The 13,241-nt window shown below is 65.0% G+C and carries 15 protein-coding genes; 5 read left to right on the top strand and 10 right to left on the bottom strand.

All coding sequences use genetic code 11. The features are described 5' to 3' along the window. Window positions 1–31 precede the first annotated feature (31 nt). Both HNP60_RS01465 and HNP60_RS01470 read right to left on the bottom strand, forming a co-directional pair. The gene (locus tag HNP60_RS01465; protein WP_184149294.1) at window positions 32–1,288 is read right to left on the bottom strand and encodes a gallate dioxygenase; all 1,257 of its coding nucleotides are present in this window, start codon (window positions 1,286–1,288) and stop codon (window positions 32–34) included. 133 nt (window positions 1,289–1,421) lie between these two features. Then, window positions 1,422–2,069 (bottom strand): SOS response-associated peptidase, encoded by a 648-nt coding sequence (locus HNP60_RS01470; RefSeq protein ID WP_184149297.1) that lies wholly within the window; start codon window positions 2,067–2,069, stop codon window positions 1,422–1,424. 80 nt (window positions 2,070–2,149) lie between these two features. Here HNP60_RS01470 and HNP60_RS01475 point away from each other — a divergent pair, with 80 nt between their 5' ends. Beyond that, window positions 2,150–2,584: a cupin domain-containing protein gene (locus HNP60_RS01475; RefSeq protein ID WP_184149300.1), complete on the top strand. Its 435-nt coding sequence runs from the start codon at window positions 2,150–2,152 to the stop codon at window positions 2,582–2,584. Window positions 2,585–2,595: 11 nt separating this feature from the next. On the opposite strand, the gene HNP60_RS01480 is transcribed toward HNP60_RS01475, so the two are convergent. From HNP60_RS01480 to HNP60_RS01490, 3 genes are all read right to left on the bottom strand, one after another. Next, window positions 2,596–3,174, bottom strand: a complete 579-nt coding sequence (locus HNP60_RS01480; protein WP_184149303.1) for a 2'-5' RNA ligase family protein — start codon at window positions 3,172–3,174, stop codon at window positions 2,596–2,598. Window positions 3,175–3,242: 68 nt separating this feature from the next. Beyond that, a complete protein-coding gene (locus HNP60_RS01485; protein WP_184149306.1) occupies window positions 3,243–4,046 on the bottom strand; it encodes a DODA-type extradiol aromatic ring-opening family dioxygenase in 804 nt (267 codons plus the stop codon). Between the two features lie 39 nt (window positions 4,047–4,085). After that, window positions 4,086–5,642 carry a hypothetical protein gene (locus HNP60_RS01490; protein WP_184149309.1) on the bottom strand — a complete coding sequence of 519 codons (1,557 nt, stop codon included), beginning with the start codon at window positions 5,640–5,642 and terminating at the stop codon, window positions 4,086–4,088. A gap of 193 nt (window positions 5,643–5,835) precedes the next feature. On the opposite strand from HNP60_RS01490, the gene HNP60_RS01495 reads away from it, so the two are divergent. The 3 genes from HNP60_RS01495 (at window position 5,836) to HNP60_RS01505 (ending at window position 7,347) form a co-directional block, all read left to right on the top strand. Then, complete coding sequence (locus HNP60_RS01495) at window positions 5,836–6,078, top strand: DUF2061 domain-containing protein (protein WP_184149311.1); 243 nt, start codon at window positions 5,836–5,838, stop codon at window positions 6,076–6,078. 87 nt (window positions 6,079–6,165) lie between these two features. Further along, window positions 6,166–6,942 (top strand): transglutaminase-like domain-containing protein, encoded by a 777-nt coding sequence (locus tag HNP60_RS01500; protein WP_184149314.1) that lies wholly within the window; start codon window positions 6,166–6,168, stop codon window positions 6,940–6,942. 96 nt (window positions 6,943–7,038) lie between these two features. Further along, window positions 7,039–7,347 carry an alkylphosphonate utilization protein gene (locus HNP60_RS01505; protein ID WP_184149317.1) on the top strand — a complete coding sequence of 103 codons (309 nt, stop codon included), beginning with the start codon at window positions 7,039–7,041 and terminating at the stop codon, window positions 7,345–7,347. Between the two features lie 46 nt (window positions 7,348–7,393). On the opposite strand, the gene HNP60_RS01510 is transcribed toward HNP60_RS01505, so the two are convergent. The 4 genes from HNP60_RS01510 to HNP60_RS01525 form a co-directional block, all read right to left on the bottom strand. Continuing rightward, a complete protein-coding gene (locus HNP60_RS01510) occupies window positions 7,394–7,927 on the bottom strand; it encodes a COG3650 family protein (RefSeq protein WP_184149320.1) in 534 nt (177 codons plus the stop codon). Between the two features lie 84 nt (window positions 7,928–8,011). Then, entirely contained in the window at window positions 8,012–8,764 is a 753-nt protein-coding gene (locus HNP60_RS01515) for a hypothetical protein (RefSeq protein WP_184149323.1), read from the bottom strand. 133 nt (window positions 8,765–8,897) lie between these two features. Continuing rightward, complete coding sequence (locus HNP60_RS01520) at window positions 8,898–9,287, bottom strand: nuclear transport factor 2 family protein (RefSeq protein ID WP_184149326.1); 390 nt, start codon at window positions 9,285–9,287, stop codon at window positions 8,898–8,900. Window positions 9,288–9,309: 22 nt separating this feature from the next. Continuing rightward, window positions 9,310–10,407, bottom strand: a complete 1,098-nt coding sequence (locus HNP60_RS01525; RefSeq protein ID WP_184149329.1) for a Fic family protein — start codon at window positions 10,405–10,407, stop codon at window positions 9,310–9,312. A 257-nt stretch (window positions 10,408–10,664) separates the two neighbouring features. Here HNP60_RS01525 and HNP60_RS01530 point away from each other — a divergent pair, with 257 nt between their 5' ends. Then, window positions 10,665–11,324: a DUF2726 domain-containing protein gene (locus HNP60_RS01530; protein ID WP_184149332.1), complete on the top strand. Its 660-nt coding sequence runs from the start codon at window positions 10,665–10,667 to the stop codon at window positions 11,322–11,324. A 40-nt stretch (window positions 11,325–11,364) separates the two neighbouring features. Here the strand turns inward: HNP60_RS01530 and thiC are convergent, their stop codons facing one another. Next, a complete protein-coding gene (gene thiC, locus HNP60_RS01535; RefSeq protein WP_184149334.1) occupies window positions 11,365–13,239 on the bottom strand; it encodes a phosphomethylpyrimidine synthase ThiC in 1,875 nt (624 codons plus the stop codon). Window positions 13,240–13,241 lie beyond the last annotated feature (2 nt).

The following is a 13,241-nucleotide window of genomic DNA, read 5'->3' on the forward strand; positions in this document are numbered from 1 at the left end:
TACGTCCCGCTGCGGGCCGCTCGGGCGCTGCTTACTGTTTGCCCGCCACCGAATAAGTGATCGCGGCGTTGCGGGTCTTCTGGAACTCGGGAACCGAAAGACCGCGGAAAGCGGCGTAGACGTCGATATTCCCGATGCCCAGCACGGCCGCCATCTTCTCCAGCATGAAGAAGATCACCCCATAATGGATCATGCCGATCCAGTCGCGGTTTCGGATGAGGCTCTTCTCCTCTTCCGTGAGGTCCGATTCCGCAAACAGCCCCTCCGGATCCTCGACGAAGCGCTTGCGGAAGTCCGGCTCTATGAGGCGGTGCAGGAAGTGGTTGATACGGAAGCCTTTCACGGCCCTGTCGATGGTGAAGGGATATGTGCCCTCGATCTCCTCGACGCCGGCCAGCTCGCGCTTCGCCCGGGCGCGCAGTGCCTCGTCGCTTTCCGCTGGCGGCGCGGCATCGCCCTGGTCCTCGAAGAGCATGGTCGCGATGGCCGTCATGGAGGGGAGGAAATAGCTCTGGTGCAGCGTTTTCACGTCCGGCGAGAGCGCGCCGCGCATCAGCAGCCACATCACCACTTCCGCACCTTCCCAGCCGCCCTTCTTCGCCAGGTCGGTCACGGTCGCGCCGAGCAGCGATTCGGGGTCGTTGGCGAGGCGCTCCATGAACTCCATGTCCCACTCGGTATTGTTGAAGCCCGCGCGTTCGCCATGGACCTGGTGCGAGAGGCCGCCTGTGCCGGCGATCGCGACCTTGATGTCCCTGGGGTAGCTCTGGATCGCGCGGCGCAGTGAGCGACCGAAGTTCCAGAAGCGCCGCGCTTTGGGGATGGGGTGCTGCAGCACGCCGCACTGGAGCGGCACGATCCGGCATGGCCAGCCATGCTCATGCGGCAGCAGCACGGACAGCGGCGAGAAGGCCCCGTGATCGAGCCCCATGCCCTGCCAGTAGGCAAGGTCGAATTCGTCGGCGACGAGGCACTCTGCGATATGTTTGGCGAGCTCGGGATCGCCCTTGATCGGCGGCAGGTCGCGCTGGCCGCCGCCTTCGTCCGCAGGCGAATATTCCTCGCCTACGCCCAGCGCGAAATGCGAATAATGCTCGAAAAAGGAGGTCATGTGGTCGTTATAGACGTAGAAGATCACGTCCGGCTTCTGCTCGGCCAGCCACTGCTTCACCGGCTCGAAACCCTGGAAGATCGGCGCCCAGACCGGATCGTCATATTTGTTCGCATCGTGGGCGAACGCGATGGTGGGCGTATGCGAGACGGCGAAACCGCCGATGATCTTTGCCATATGACCTCTCCTGCATGTTCGGCTTCCGGGTCCGCCCGGTGCTGAGCAATGCCGGCAGACTGCCGAACTTCTGTATGTGACACAAACGAAATTTTTCGAATGGGCAGTGCGTGAAACCGGCCGGAAAATCCGGTCACTCCGGGCCGTCCACGGCCAAGCTCTGTCCTTGATCCGGCGCAAGGCGCGGACCTTTGTCGATCTCGAGCGCCTGAGAGGGGAACGGCGCGACGAGTCGCCGGGCCGTCCTCCAGTCTTCGCGCAGCCAGTGTTCCTGATCCTCCCTATGCAGGATGACCGGCATGGAGCGGGGATTGATCGCCCCGAGCAGCCTGTTCGGCTCGCATGTCAGAAGTGCGAAGCTCTGCACCTCGCTGTCGCGCCACAGGCCGGCAAAGGCGAAGGGACGCGATCCGGGCAGAGAGACCCGGTGGACGGCATGTTTTCCGGTGCGCGGGTCCACAGCCTGCGACCAGATCTGGAAGGATGTGGCCGGTATGAGGCACCGAAAGGCCGTGTGCCGCAGTGAGCCGATCCAGAACGGGCTGTCGAGATTGCGGACATGCGCGACGGGCGGCTCGCCGGCGAGCATGGCGCGTGGCGCGGGCGGCACGCCCCACAGGCGCGGCACCATGCGCCGCCCGCCTCGCGCCGTGCCGACGATGACAGGCGCGAAGCTGCCCGGCGTCACATAGCCGCCCGCCCAGGGGTCATCACCGCGATCGGCGCCGAATATGGCCGCCACCGCTTCGGCCGACGCATCGAGGCGATAGAGCCGTGTCATGCGGTGTCGATGGCCATGCGAAGAGTGGGAGCACACGGGAAAGCCTTGCGCGGCCCCGCGGCCATGGCCAGACAGGAGCCATGAGTGATCCGCAAGCCCGCGCTCTCATCGAGCGTCTGCAGCTTCAGCCGCATCCCGAAGGCGGCTGGTACCGGGAGACATGGCGGGCCGGGGCGGCGCCCGGCGCGCGGGCCGGCGCGACGGCGATCCATTTCCTGCTGGAGGCGGGGCAACGGTCCCATTGGCACAAGGTCGATGCCACGGAAATCTGGCTCTGGCATGCAGGCGATCCTCTTCTGCTCTCCACCGCACCGGGCGAGAACGGCCCCATAACCTCCCTGCGCCTCGGCGGCGATGCGCTTTGCGGACAGGTGCCGCAGCATGTCATTCCGCCGGATTGCTGGCAGGCGGCCGAGGCGGATCAGGGGTGGACGCTGGTGTCCTGCATCGTGTCGCCGGGCTTCGAATTCGCCGGGTTCACGCTTGCCGAACCCGGCTGGGCGCCGCGCGGCTGAGCGGAGGCGTTTCAGAACAGGCTGCCCTGCACGGGCTCCGGCGAGCGGAGCGGCCAACGGGCAATCACATCGTGCCGGTGCAGGCCGACGAAGCTGTGGATCAGCACGAAGTCACGCACGGCCCACCCGAACCCGGTCACTGGTCGGGAAAAGGGCTCGCCCTTGCGATAGCAGAGCGTTTCGTGCGGGCTGAATGCCCAGTCCGGCCGCAGGGCCACATCATGCGCGGCCATGGCCGCGACGATCCGCGCCTGGAGTTCCATGAGCGGCGCCACGGTCCTGCCCGGCCGCAGCGCGATGGTGTGCCGGCCGGCCGACAGCCGGTCGAGCGACAGATCGAACGGTGCAGCCCGCACTGTGTCGCCTGCCCGCCGCAGCGCATCGATCAATGACGTCGGCGCATCTGTCCTGTCGGGCGTCAGCGCCAGCGTGACGTGCAGGCGCTCCGGCTCGAGCAGGCCTGTCTGCCCGCACTCGCTTTCGGCGAAGGCATGCGTTCGCCGGGCGGTCACCGGATCGGGCCGGAGCGCGAAGAAGAAGCGATGCGCCGTCAGGCTCGGAGCGCCGGGGGCGGGAGGAATCAGGTCCATGATGTTCTTGTTATGTTCTAGACGGCGGCGGAGTCCAGCCTCAATGGCTTCCTTGGTGCCGCGCGAGCTTACGCAAAGCTGAAACCCGAGATCGCGCTCTCCATCACCACCGCGCCAAAATCCTGTCGGCCGGGTGACGACGATGCGCCGGCCGCGACCATGAGGGGCAGCAGGTGCTCCGCGCGCGGGTGGCTGGCGCGGGCATAGGGCGCGTCCTTCCAGTGGATCAGCCGTTCCGCGCGGGCGTCCGCCGGGGCAAGCGCGGCCTGCGTCAGCCACCGGTCGAACAGCGTGGAGGGCTCCAGCGCGCGTGGATCGCCATAAGCGCGCAGATTGTGAAAACTCATGCCCGAGCCGATCACCAGCACATTCTCCTCGCGAAGGGCCGCGATCGCCTCGCCGGCCTGGATGTGCAGCGCCGGGTCGAGGCTTGCGTCGAGCGACATCTCGACGAGCGGAATGTCCGCCTCGGGGAAAGCGACTTTCATCGGGATGAAGACGCCATGGTCAAGGCCCCGGTCGGGATCGATCGTCGCTTCCAGCCCGGCAGCCCGCAGCAGGTCTGCCGTCCGTTGCGCCAGCCAGGGTGCGCCGGGCACGGGATAGGCAATTTCATAGGTCTCGGGCGGGAAGCCGTAATAATCGTAGATCAGGTCCGGTCGCTCCGCGCCGGTGAGCGCGAAGCCCGTCGTTTCCCAATGGGCGGAGATGAGCAGGATCGCCTGCGGCCGCCGGGGGAGGCGTGTCGTCATATCGCGCAGATAGTTTTCCATCTCCCGCCAGATGCCGCGCGGATCCGGCATGAAGAAGCAGGGGCCCCCGCCATGGGGAATGTAGAGGCTGGGTTGCGGCGTGGTCTGATCGTTCGTCATGGGCCTCATGTGGCGTGCGCCAGGGTCGAGGAAAAGGGGTCACTCTTCCGGTGCGCCCTCCGCGCCTTCATCGGCCGGGGAGTCTTCCTCGAGGCTCGACGGGTCGAAGTCCTCGAGGTTTTCGCCGGAGGTCAGTCGGTCGATCACCCGGCGCGCGAAGGCCGAGCCCGATCCGCCATGCGGATTGTAGGCGACCGGCCCCAGCGTGACGACGGCAGCGTCATAATGTTTGTCGCGGATCTGCTGGAAGGCGAGCTGCTGACGCAGGCCGAGATCGAAAGGGGCGAGCTCGACGGCCCGCTGCAGCGCTTGCACCGCCGTGTCGGTGGGAGTGACGCCTTGCCCGACGAACGCCAGATAATAATAGACCAGCGGCAGGGGATGGTCGTTCTCCAGCTTGTTGAGCGCGAGGAAGGGAGCGCGCGCCGCGCGATAGGCGGATTCCGCGTCCTCGGCCTTCTCGGCCTTGCGGAACAGCGAGAGACCCTTCTGGACATAGGCATTGACTTGCCGGGGATCGATGGCGAGCGCGGCGTCGGCTGCGCGGATCGCGGCATCGTCATCGCCCGCGTCGTGCGCCGCCTCGGCAAGGGCGGTCAGCACGGCCGCGTCGCCGGGGTAGCGCGCGGCGATGGCCTTTGATTCGGTGAATATCTGCCCCGCTTCCTCTTCCGTCACGCCGAGCTGCGAGCGGATGCGGATCGGCATGATGGCTGCCTCGCCGTCGCTCAGTTCGCGCAGCGCTACCGGGCTCGCCTGGATCACCGCGGGAGAGAGGTGAATGTAGCTGAGCCGGGGCCGCTTCATATATTGCGCGACATAGCGCTCCAGCACATCGAGATCGCCGAAGGCTTCCTGCGCGGCGTCCACGGAGCGCTTGCCGCTCTGGAGCAGCGAGAGATATTTCTTGAGCTGCCCGCTGCGGCTCTTCTCGAGCGAGAGATAATGATAGAGCAGCCAGGACTTGCCGTAATAAGCGTCATAGCCCCGGCGGTTCTTCTTTTTCTCGTAGCTTTCCGGGTCGAGCAGGTCGCGCGCGGTGACGTCCGGCACGTAGAAAAGCTCCGCCGCCCGGTGCCGGGCGGGCATGCCGAGCATCACCGTGCCGTCCCGGCTGAACTGCGCCGAGGCGAAGAATTCCGCCGAGCCTTCCATGAACCAGAGCGGCCAGGGAAACTGGGCGATCGAATAGAGGAAGTGGTGCGTATATTCGTGGAGCAGCGCGATCATCGAGAAATCGAGCCGGCCCGTGCCGGTGTTGACGCGTGGCGTGACCGCGATCGAGGCTCCCGCGCGCGGCTTGTAGAAGGCGTAGACGAAGCCGGAGTTGTCGCGGGCCAGCTTGCGTACCTCCCGCTCGTTCTTCACCACGAAGATGGTGACGCGATTGGAGGGGCTGGGCGGCTCCTTGCCCGCGTTCAACAGGAAGGCCATGCCGCTGTGATAGCGTTCAAGCTGGTCCGAGAACTGGCGCAGCTCCTCTTCCGTGTCGTTGGCGTAGATCACGAAGTGGGCGGACGAGGCCTCGAGCCATTTGGCCTGCGCGGCGGCAGGCATCACCAGCATGGCGACAAGCAGCAGGAGCATCCTGCCCATAGCAAAATCCCCCCTTTGCTGCGGCAATGGCCGGCTTTCTCCTAACCGCTCCCGGTGCGGCCGACAACTCCCGGCAAAGCGAGGTGGGTCAGGCTGTTGATCGATTGCAGCGATCAGACTGCGCATCTTTGCTTCCTTGAAGTTGATAATCGTTCGCAATAAGTATGGAGCCTTCCACAAGGGGACCTCCGCCATGCCGCGCGACCTGCTCAAGACCTTCACTTATCTGTCGATCCACCTCATCGTCGGCTTCTCGGTGGCTTATGCCTTCACCGGTTCGGTGGGCCTTGCCGGCGGCATTGCGCTCATCGAGCCCTGCATCAACGCCGTGGCCTTCTTCTTCCACGAGAAGGCGTGGAAGCGGGCCGATGCGCGCGCGATCCGCCCGGGCGCGACGCGGGATCCCTTCTTGCGCGACGCCGTGGCGCATGGTTGAAGCCTCTCCGAACCGGTGCGGCGCCGGCACCGTCACGATTTTCTCGCACCGCGCGCCACCAAAAGCGGTGCCGGGCATTGAGGGGCCATGAAACTCCAGATCCACGCCACGCTCGATTATTCCGTTCCGGTGCCCACTGACCTTCTGCTTCATGTCGAGGCTGCACATCTGCCTGAGCAGACGGTGTCGGACGCCGTGATCCAGCTTGGCGACCATGAGCATTTCGCGCGGGTGCCCGCACAGGACAATATCGGCGAGCGTATCTCCCTCCGCGTCGCCGAGCGGCTGAGCGTCGATTACCGCGCCACCGTGGACATCAACCGGAAGCTGGCGGACATCTCGGGGCTGGAAGCCGTGCCGCCACATCTGCTGCCCGGCCCTACCGTGCCTTATCTGCTCGACAGCCTCTATTGCCCCGCCACCCGCTTCCGCAGTTTCGTGGAAGGCGAGTTCGGCCCGCTGAGCGGGGGCGCGCGCATTGCGGCGCTGCGCGATTATATCCACCAGCGCTTCCGCTATGTCCCCGGCTCCAGCACGCCGCAGACCGACGCGATGGACACCTTCGTGCAGCGCGAGGGCATCTGCCGCGATTTCGCGCATCTGCTCGTCACGCTCGCTCGCGCCTCGACCATCCCGGCGCGCTTCGCCAGCGTCTATGCCCCCTCGGTCAATCCGCCCGATTTCCATGCCGTCGCGGAAGTCTTCCTGGATGGCGAGTGGCATCTGGTGGATGCGACCGGCATGGCGCAGGAAGGCGAGATGGCGAAGATCGGCATCGGGCGGGACGCGGCCGACGTCGCATTTCTCACGGCCTTTGGGTTCGCCAACATGGTCGGCCAGAGCGTCGAGGTCACGGCGCTGTAGCGCTCGGAGCAGGCGCCGTTCCCGCCCCCGGCACTGGACATCGCCGCTGCCAGCCGCCATGCCGCCCCGGACGCGTGGGGCGGGAAGGACCAGGGCATGAGCGACAGCGAAGAAGACTATGTCTATGACGAGGCGAGCGGCGAGTGGATGCCGGCCTCGCAACTGGCGGCACAGCGCGCGGCGGCGGACGCCGTGGAAGTGCGGGACGCGGTGGGCAATCTGCTTGCCGATGGCGACCAGGTGACGCTCATCAAGGACCTGGAGGTGAAGGGCGCGGGCCAGACGCTCAAGCGCGGCACGCTCATCAAGTCCATCCGCCTCACTGGTGACCCCCAGGAAATCGACTGCAGGTTCGAGGGCATCAAGGGCCTCGTGCTGCGCGCCGAGTTCGTGAAGAAGCGCTGAGTTTTTTATCGGCGGCACCGGCCCGACGCGCCTTTCCCGAAGACGCTCAGGGCGCCTTGTCGCCCTCGAAGGGATATTTGCCCGACCAGCCGCAGCCATGGCGCAGCGCGGCCTCGCCCATCTGCAGCGTGACGACGAAAGGATAGGTCCGGTCGGACATGCCGTCGCTGCACGCGCCCGGCGTCACGGCCATGGTGATGCCGGTACCGTCGATCGTGCCGCTGTAGGAGAAGCCGCCGCGTCCGTTGAAGCGGGCGAGCGCCACGCGCTGGCCTTCCGGGCGCTCCGGCGTCTTCCAGATCATCGTCTCGCCCCTGATCTCGCCGGACCAGAAGGGCTCCGTGCCGACGATGCGCAAGATATCGTCCGGCGCCACGCCTTCATAAGGCTGGGTATCGCGCCGATCGCCTGGGATTTCCGCACCGTTCGTCCCGCCGGCATGGCAAGCCGCGAGCGCCATGGGCAGCGCCAGCGCCATCACCAGAGTGCGCGCACGCCCCGTTCGCGCGGGACTTGCGGAGGTGGCGGCAGCGGCGGGGCGCAGCGGGCGGCCGGCGGGGAGGATGGCGGTGCGTGTCATGCCGCGCCTATGCCATGGGTGGGGCAGGCTGGAACAGGGGGAATGCGCGGGGCCGGGGGCGGGGGCGCCTCGAGCCCCAGAAGTTCACGAAGATGACGACACGGGGGCATCATCTTCCGCGTCCACATCTTCCGCTTCCACCTCTTTCATGAAAGCCTCCCAGTCCCAGTCTTCCGTTTCCGACGTTTTCGAGCGGTCGGCCTTGGGCTTGTGCGCGTTCCTGAGTGCCTCGAACTGGGCCCAGAAGCGCCCGATCTCCTCGACCGTCGACAGGCGCGGCCGATAAGGCTCGTGTTTCGGGAGCGGCTCGCCCGCGTCATATGCATGGCCGTCCTTCAGCATGCGCAGCAGCAGACGGGAGAAGTCGAGCACCACCGCATCGGGATCATCGCGCTCGAATATATGTTGGTCGTTAGACTTCCCGTAGCGGATGGGATCGCGATAGCGCAGCAGGAAACGGGTGAGATTCTCGTCATAATAGCGCCGCTCGCCGATCTGCTCGCCCTGGAAGAAGACCGGGCGCGCCACGCCGTTCAACGCGCGGCTGAAGGCGGCATCGGACAGGCGCTGGACGGCATGATCCAGCGCCGCCTCCCACGCGAAGCGGAAGCTCTGCGCATCAAGGCGCGCGCGCAGGGCATAGGCCGAGTTGACCGACATGCCGACCCGCGCGCACGCCTCCGTGACGCAGCCGCTCTCGGCCAGTGCCTGGATGAAGGTCATTTGCCTTTCCGCTGTCCAGCCATCATGACGCTTGCGCACGATGACGGGCTCGAAGGCGAAATCGGGCTCATCGGGGCCATGGAAGCCGGCCCGGGGCTGCTTGTGCTTGCTCATGCGTGCATGGGGCATGAAAAGGGCGCTGTAGGACAGCTTTTTTGATGGAGACCGCGCGCTGGGCCGGGGCAGGCGCCGGGGGCTGGCGCGAGAGCGAGGCGCCAGAGCCAGCCGCCGCACTCAGGCACCGGGCTCAGGCCAGCGTGACGAAAATCTCCGCCTCGATCACCCATTGCCCGGCAACCTCGCGCCACTTGGCGGTGTAGATACCGGATGCGGCGACATCCTCCGTGCCCGCCGCCATGCCTTGCCACTCGCCCTGTTCCAGCGCGATCGGCTCGGCGGCCGAGGCAGTGATGGCGGTGGGCCGGCGCGCATAGACGAGGCGGTGCTGCGCAGCGAACTCGCGCTGCCAGACCTTCACTTGCGCCGCGCGCCCGGCAATGACGGCGCTGTCGGTGCCCGTGACCATCATGCAATCGCGCGCGAGGATGGGGCCGATGGCCTGGGCGTCACCGTCCGCGATGGCGCGATTGAAGGTCGCGCGGCGGGAGCGGATGAGGAGGTCTGCGGGGGTGGTCAATGAATGTCGAGCCCGGTTGTCATCAGATTGATCGTTCCTCATCAGAGAACAAAGCCACCAATGGGGTATTGATATAGTAATTGTTGCGCCCTGACTGATGCTTGATCAACAGCCCGGCCTCCGCAAGCTGATCGAGATAGCGAGCGGCGGTCTGTCTGGTGACGTTCAGGTCTTGCTGAACATATTCGATTCGCGTGTAGGGGTGACGGAAAAGGTTGTTCAGAAGATCCTGCGAATAGATGCGGGGATGATCCGTCCTCAGGCGGTTCTTGTAGTCGGCCATGAGGCCGCGAATGCCTTCGATCAGGTCCAGCGTCTCCCGGGCTGTATCGCCGACAGCGCGCAGCATGTAGATCAGCCATTCTTCCCATTCACCGGTTTCGCGCACGGTTTGGAGCAGGCGATAATAGTCTGCTTTTCGGGCGGTGATCGCTCGGCTGAGATAGAGAATGGGAATGTCGAGCAGGCCCTGACGGGTCAGATAAAGGACATTGATGATGCGCCCGATGCGACCGTTTCCGTCCGGAAAGGGGTGAATGCTTTCGAACTGATGATGGATGATAGCCATCTTCACCAGCGGGTCGAGGTCGCTTTGGTCGTCATCGTTTATGAAGCGCTCAAGCTCGGTCATCTGGCGAACGACATCTGTGCCATCCTGCGGCGGAACATAGACGATGTGGCCGCTTGCCTCGTTGAGCAGAGCCGTGCCGGGCGCGTTCCGGAAGCCTCCTGTCGTACGCTTGAGCACCCGGAACATGGCGATTATAGCGTTGTTGCTGAGGATGCCCTGCTGCTCCCTCAGCCTGTCGAAACCGCAGCGCAACGCATCACGATAGAGGGCGACTTCCTTGGCGGCCGGAGACCCGGGATGATCCGGGAACAGGCTGGCCTGAAACATTTCGTCCTGAGTGGTGACAATATTCTCGATCTCGGAACTCGCCTTGGCCTCCTGAAGCGAGAGCGTATCGATCAATATGCCTTGATTGGGAATGGCGGCTGCCCGGCCCTTGAGCTCAGCAAGATAACGATGGGCCCTTGCCGCTTCCCGCAGCACGGCATGGGTCTCAATGGCGCCGGAAGGCGGCAGGGCTGGGATAGTATAGGTGGGCTTGAGCGCCATATCATCCTGGTCATGTTGAGGGGTTCGCGCAGAACGAACATATCAAAAAGACGTGTTAAGGAAACGGGAATATATTAACACGTCTTTCTGAAAGGGCGGTGCTCCGGGTGACACCTTTAAAGAGAGGCGTCCACATAGTCTGTCTGGATGGACCGGATCAGAGTGCATAAACGCATTAACCCGTCACTATCATTTTCCAGCTTAGACTCCGGCAGCCTGTCCGGACCCGTGCAGGTCTCGGTATTTCGGAGCTTTCGATGCCGCACGAGATCATCGCCTTGATCGACAAGCCCTGGCTGCTGCTGGCCGTTCTGGCCGTCGGTGCGGGACTGGGCATGCTGACGGAGCGGCTTGCCGAAAAGGCCAACAAGACCAGGCGCAAGGCTTGGTGGCCGACTAGGAACAGGAGCAAGTTCAGGGCCAGAAATTCCGGCAACGGTGCGCTCGGCGCCGAGATTGCGGCTCTCAAGGGAGCGCCTTCTGCTCGACGGTTCCCGGACGCATCCGATCAGCTGCGCATCGTTCTGGGCGCACAATTTCGCGCAAGGCCGCTGCTCAACAAGCCGGAGCAACGTCTGCTTGCCCATCTCGACCGGACGCTGGCGCGTGAAGCGCCGGATTGGCGAGCAATGGCGCAGGTCTCGCTCGGCGAGATTCTGGCGAGCGAGGACCGCGAGGCCTTTCTGGCCATCAATTCAAAACGGGTCGACTTTCTGCTTGTCGACGCGGCCTCCCGGCCGCTGCACGCCATCGAGTTTCAGGGTACAGGTCATCATCAAGGCAGCGCGGCAGCGCGCGACGCCGTGAAGCGAGAGGCGCTCCGCCGGGCAGGCATTGGCTATGTGGAGATCGCCAGCGGCGACACGCCGGCGGAAATCGGTGCAACCATCCGCAAGTTGCGCGAGAAGGCGAGCTGAGCCTCCTTCCCGCGCGACCTGCATATCACTTCGGTGAGCGTCAGTCGTGCTCGCGGTCGCCGGCGCCGATGTAAAGTTCACGCCCGCCCTCGTTGTAGCGTTGCGCCATCTCCGCCATCCCCTTCTCGGCTTCCTCCGCCGCAATGAACCCGGTGCTCTCCTGATTCTGCTTCGCTGCAAATTCCCGCACTTCCTGCGTGATCTTCATCGAGCAGAACTTGGGCCCGCACATGGAGCAGAAATGCGCCGTCTTGGCGCCTTCGGCGGGCAGGGTCTGGTCGTGATATTGCTCGGCGGTATCGGGATCGAGCGACAGGTTGAACTGGTCGCGCCAGCGGAACTCGAAGCGGGCGCGTGACAGCGCGTCGTCGCGGACCTTGGCGGCCGGGTGGCCCTTGGCGAGATCGGCGGCATGGGCGGCGAGCTTGTAGGTGACGACGCCGACTTTCACGTCGTCCCGGTCGGGCAGGCCAAGATGCTCCTTGGGGGTGACGTAGCAGAGCATCGCCGTGCCGTACCAGCCGATCATCGCGGCGCCGATGCCGCTGGTGATGTGGTCATAGCCCGGCGCGATGTCCGTGGTGAGCGGGCCCAATGTGTAGAAGGGCGCCTCGCCGCAGGCTTCGAGCTGCTTGTCCATATTCTGCTTGATCTTGTGCATGGGCACATGGCCCGGGCCCTCGATCATCACCTGCACGTCCTGCTCCCAGGCGCGCTTGGTCAGCTCACCCAGCGTGTAGAGCTCGGCGAACTGGGCCTCGTCATTCGCGTCGGCAATGGCGCCGGGGCGCAGGCCGTCGCCGAGCGAATAGGCGATGTCATAGGCCTTCATGATCTCCGTGATCTCGTCGAAATGCTCGTAGAGGAAGCTCTCCTTGTGATGCGCGAGGCACCATTTCGCCATGATCGAGCCGCCGCGCGAGACGATGCCGGTGACGCGCTTGGCGGTCAGCGGGATGTAGGGCAGGCGCACACCCGCGTGGATGGTGAAATAATCGACGCCCTGCTCGGCCTGCTCGATGAGCGTATCGCGGAAGATCTCCCAGCTCAGTTCCTCGGCAATGCCGCCGACCTTCTCCAGCGCCTGATAGATGGGCACTGTGCCGATGGGGACGGGGGAATTGCGGATGATCCATTCGCGCGTGTCATGGATGTTGCGGCCGGTGGAGAGGTCCATGACCGTGTCCGCGCCCCAGCGGATCGACCAGACCATCTTGTCGACTTCGTTGGCGACATCGCTGGCCACGGCGCTGTTGCCGATGTTCGCGTTGATCTTCACCAGGAAATTGCGGCCGATCGCCATCGGCTCGGATTCCGGGTGATTGATGTTGCTGGGGATGATGGCGCGGCCGCGCGCGACCTCGTCCCGCACGAACTCGGGGGTGACGTAATCGGGGATCTCGGCGCCCCAGTCCTGCCCGTCGCGCACATATTCGGCGAGGCGCTCGCGACCGAGATTCTCGCGCTCGGCGACATATTCCATCTCCGGCGTGATGATGCCGCGGCGGGCATAATGCATCTGGGAGACGTTTGCGCCCGGCTTCGCGCGCAGGGGGCGTTTCACGACATTGGGGAAGGGGCGCACGCCGCCGGAGCGATCGGGCCCGAGCTGGCCATTGTCCTCCGGCTTCATCGCGCGGCCGTCATAGGCCTCCACATCGCCGCGGCCGAGAATCCAGTCGCGACGGAGCGCCGGCAGGCCGGCCATGATGTCGATGCTCGCCGCCGGGTCGGTATAGGGGCCGCTGGTGTCATAGACACGGATCGGCGGCTCGCCCGACGAAGGCTCCAGGTCGATCTCGCGCATCGCCACGCGGATGCCGCTGCCGGATTTCGCCGCGACATGAATCTTGCGGCTGCCGCGGATGGGGCCAGTGGTGACGCCGATCTCGGCCTTGGCGGGAATGTCTGCCATGC

The sequence above is a fragment of the Sphingobium lignivorans genome (assembly GCF_014203955.1).
In the GTDB taxonomy this organism is placed as follows: domain Bacteria; phylum Pseudomonadota; class Alphaproteobacteria; order Sphingomonadales; family Sphingomonadaceae; genus Sphingobium; species Sphingobium lignivorans.

What these genes read in the sequence shown, in the direction of transcription:
- thiC (WP_184149334.1), bottom strand. Translation starts at nt 13,239, where the DNA reads ATGGCAGACATTCCCGCCAAGGCCGAGATCGGCGTCACCACTGGCCCC.
- HNP60_RS01495 (WP_184149311.1), top strand. Translation starts at nt 5,836, where the DNA reads ATGCCGCGCGACCTGCTCAAGACCTTCACTTATCTGTCGATCCACCTC.
- HNP60_RS01480 (WP_184149303.1), bottom strand. Translation starts at nt 3,174, where the DNA reads ATGGACCTGATTCCTCCCGCCCCCGGCGCTCCGAGCCTGACGGCGCAT.
- HNP60_RS01530 (WP_184149332.1), top strand. Translation starts at nt 10,665, where the DNA reads ATGCCGCACGAGATCATCGCCTTGATCGACAAGCCCTGGCTGCTGCTG.
- HNP60_RS01515 (WP_184149323.1), bottom strand. Translation starts at nt 8,764, where the DNA reads ATGAGCAAGCACAAGCAGCCCCGGGCCGGCTTCCATGGCCCCGATGAG.
- HNP60_RS01485 (WP_184149306.1), bottom strand. Translation starts at nt 4,046, where the DNA reads ATGACGAACGATCAGACCACGCCGCAACCCAGCCTCTACATTCCCCAT.
- HNP60_RS01465 (WP_184149294.1), bottom strand. Translation starts at nt 1,288, where the DNA reads ATGGCAAAGATCATCGGCGGTTTCGCCGTCTCGCATACGCCCACCATC.
- HNP60_RS01475 (WP_184149300.1), top strand. Translation starts at nt 2,150, where the DNA reads ATGAGTGATCCGCAAGCCCGCGCTCTCATCGAGCGTCTGCAGCTTCAG.
- HNP60_RS01505 (WP_184149317.1), top strand. Translation starts at nt 7,039, where the DNA reads ATGAGCGACAGCGAAGAAGACTATGTCTATGACGAGGCGAGCGGCGAG.
- HNP60_RS01500 (WP_184149314.1), top strand. Translation starts at nt 6,166, where the DNA reads ATGAAACTCCAGATCCACGCCACGCTCGATTATTCCGTTCCGGTGCCC.
- HNP60_RS01525 (WP_184149329.1), bottom strand. Translation starts at nt 10,407, where the DNA reads ATGGCGCTCAAGCCCACCTATACTATCCCAGCCCTGCCGCCTTCCGGC.
- HNP60_RS01470 (WP_184149297.1), bottom strand. Translation starts at nt 2,069, where the DNA reads ATGACACGGCTCTATCGCCTCGATGCGTCGGCCGAAGCGGTGGCGGCC.
- HNP60_RS01510 (WP_184149320.1), bottom strand. Translation starts at nt 7,927, where the DNA reads ATGACACGCACCGCCATCCTCCCCGCCGGCCGCCCGCTGCGCCCCGCC.
- HNP60_RS01490 (WP_184149309.1), bottom strand. Translation starts at nt 5,642, where the DNA reads ATGGGCAGGATGCTCCTGCTGCTTGTCGCCATGCTGGTGATGCCTGCC.